Origin of the sequence: Streptosporangium sp. NPDC001681, from assembly GCF_040298085.1 — a bacterium.
Lineage (GTDB): Bacteria > Actinomycetota > Actinomycetes > Streptosporangiales > Streptosporangiaceae > Streptosporangium.
On the sequence record NZ_JBEOZN010000308.1, the window covers coordinates 1 to 1,866 of the forward strand.

Genomic DNA, 1,866 nt, shown 5'->3' on the forward strand with positions numbered 1-1,866 from the left:
GCGCGGGAGCGTCGTGAAGCACTGCGGCTTCGGGCGGCGGACATGTTCTCCGGAGGAATCAAACAGCCACGGGTGGCCCAGCTGCTGGGCGTGACAAGCAAGTCCGCCGCTCTCGATGCCGGGGAGGCGTGGCCGACGTCCAGAAGCTGCTCGGCCACGCCTCCCCGGCCACCACCTAGCGCTACGACCGCGGACGCCGCAAGCTCGACTCCCACGCCACGTACCGGATGGCCTCCATCCTCGATGGGGGTACCTGATCCCGTCAGGGCCAGTTGGTGCGGTCGGCTAGGAGCTGTTTGGGGTGCCGGGATCGGGGAGACGACAGTGCATCGCTGGCGCCAGCTCGGCGAAGACGACGACGCACCACCCCGGTACCGGGAGTTTCGGGAGGCCCTCACACGTGCGTGCGCGAAGGCCTGCGCCATCTTGGTCAACGCCGCGATGGCCGATGCCGTCGGTGGCATCGAGACCCGGCGCGTCCTGCGAGCCGACGGCACCCTGATCGTGCAGACCACCCCGCCCAACGGCCGCCTGGCCCTGGAGATGCTCGCCCGAATGTCACTGGACTGGCGGCCGGTCAAGGCGATGGCCGTGTCATGCAGCGGGCCGCAGGCCGGTCAGCAGAAGGTGATGCAGGCACCTGCAAGTCAATCCCAAGCATGATCTTCTACACCTACGAGTGTGAATACGACCCCTCCGCGGCAGCGCCGATCACTATCTCGCCGCACCCTGCTCCTGGGCGGGCTCGGCGCCCTGGCCGCCATCGGCGTACCAACCACGATCGCTCTCACCCGCACCTCCAGCCCCACACCGAGCGCCACCAAACCCGCACCGAGCGCCACCCTCACCGGCCACGCCGACGGCATCGAGTCGGTGGCCTTCAGCCCGGACGGCAAAACCCTCGCCACCGGCAGCATCGACGGCACGATGCGGTTGTGGGACGTGGCCGGCCGCAACACCGTTGCCACCCTGACCGACCACACCGACTGGGTCTCCTCGGTGGCCTTCAGCCCGGACGGCAAAACCCTCGCCACCGGCAGCTTCGACGACACGGTGCGGTTGTGGGACGTGGCCGGCCGCCAAAGCCTTGCCACCCTGACCGACCACACCAACCGTGTCTTCTCGGTGGCCTTCAGCCCGGACGGCAAAACCCTCGCCACCGGCAGCCGCGACAACAGCGTGCGGTTGTGGGACGTGGCCGGCCGCCAAAGCCTTGCCATCCTGACCGGCCACACCGACTGGGTCTCCTCGGTGGCCTTCAGCCCGGACGGCAAAACCCTCGCCACCGGCAGCTTCGACGACACGGTGCGGTTGTGGGACGTGGCCAGCCGCAACACCGTTGCCATCCTGACCGGCCACACCGACTGGGTCTCCTCGGTGGCCTTCAGCCCGGACGGCAAAACCCTCGCCACCGGCAGCGCCGACACCAGCGTGAAGTTGTGGGACGTGGCCAGCCGCAACACCGTTGCCACCCTCACCGGCCACACCGACGGCGTCACCTCGGTGGCCTTCAGCCCGGACGGCAAAACCCTCGCCGCCGGCGGCTTCGATGGCACGGTGCGGTTGTGGGGCGTAGCCGGCCGCAACACCGTTGCCACCCTGACCGGCCACACCGACCGTGTCTTCTCGGTGGCCTTCAGCCCGGACGGCGAAACCCTCGCCACCGGCAGCGCCGACAACAGCGTGAAGTTGTGGCCGACTCGCTGACCCAGTACTGATGAAGAAAGTTGGGCGTCACGGGTTGCTCGGGGGGCTTGTCTGCACTGTTTGGCCAGGTGACAGCCTGGAGGTATGAGGTACTCGGACAGCAGCGGGGGATTGTCCGGCACGGCGCGGGAGCGTCGTGAAGCACTGCGGCTTCGGGCG

The 1,866-nt window shown here is 68.6% G+C and carries 2 protein-coding genes; both read left to right on the top strand.

Translation table 11 applies throughout. The features are described 5' to 3' along the window. Positions 1 to 324: 324 nt before the first annotated feature. A complete protein-coding gene (locus tag ABT130_RS47515) occupies positions 325 to 663 on the top strand; it encodes a hypothetical protein (RefSeq protein ID WP_350966490.1) in 339 nt (112 codons plus the stop codon). A gap of 18 nt (positions 664 to 681) precedes the next feature. Continuing rightward, positions 682 to 1,707, top strand: coding sequence for a WD40 repeat domain-containing protein (locus tag ABT130_RS47520; protein ID WP_350966491.1), 1,026 nt, complete (start codon positions 682 to 684; stop codon positions 1,705 to 1,707). Positions 1,708 to 1,866 lie beyond the last annotated feature (159 nt).